This window comes from Aeromonas sp. SrichE-2G, from assembly GCF_017939565.1.
Lineage (GTDB): Bacteria > Pseudomonadota > Gammaproteobacteria > Enterobacterales > Aeromonadaceae > Aeromonas > Aeromonas taiwanensis.
On sequence record NZ_JAGKRG010000030.1, the window covers coordinates 1 to 277 of the forward strand.

Consider the following 277-nt stretch of genomic DNA (forward strand, 5'->3'; position numbering starts at 1 on the left):
GCCAGGTCGCTGCCCGCCACCAGGATGGTGAAGCGGCCATCGGCATCCACCGGACCGGTGAACGGTTTGCCGTTGACGGTCAGGGTGACGGTGTCGCCAGCCTGGAACTCGCCCGTCACGGTGCCGCTGACCGGGATCTGCTGACCCGCTTCGGCGGCGTTGATGACGTCGTCGTCGGTGATGTTGGCATCCAGGGTGATGGCCAGGTCCACCGGCGCCGTGGTGTCGACCCCGTAGCCTTCGCTGTCGGTCGCGGTGGCGCTGTTGCCCGCCGCGT

1 protein-coding gene is annotated in these 277 nt (G+C 69.0%); it reads right to left on the reverse strand.

Annotated elements, in window-relative coordinates; genetic code table 11:
- The coding region (locus J9885_RS14865) for an Ig-like domain-containing protein (RefSeq protein ID WP_210549904.1) at window positions 1-277 on the reverse strand (277 nt) is incomplete at both ends.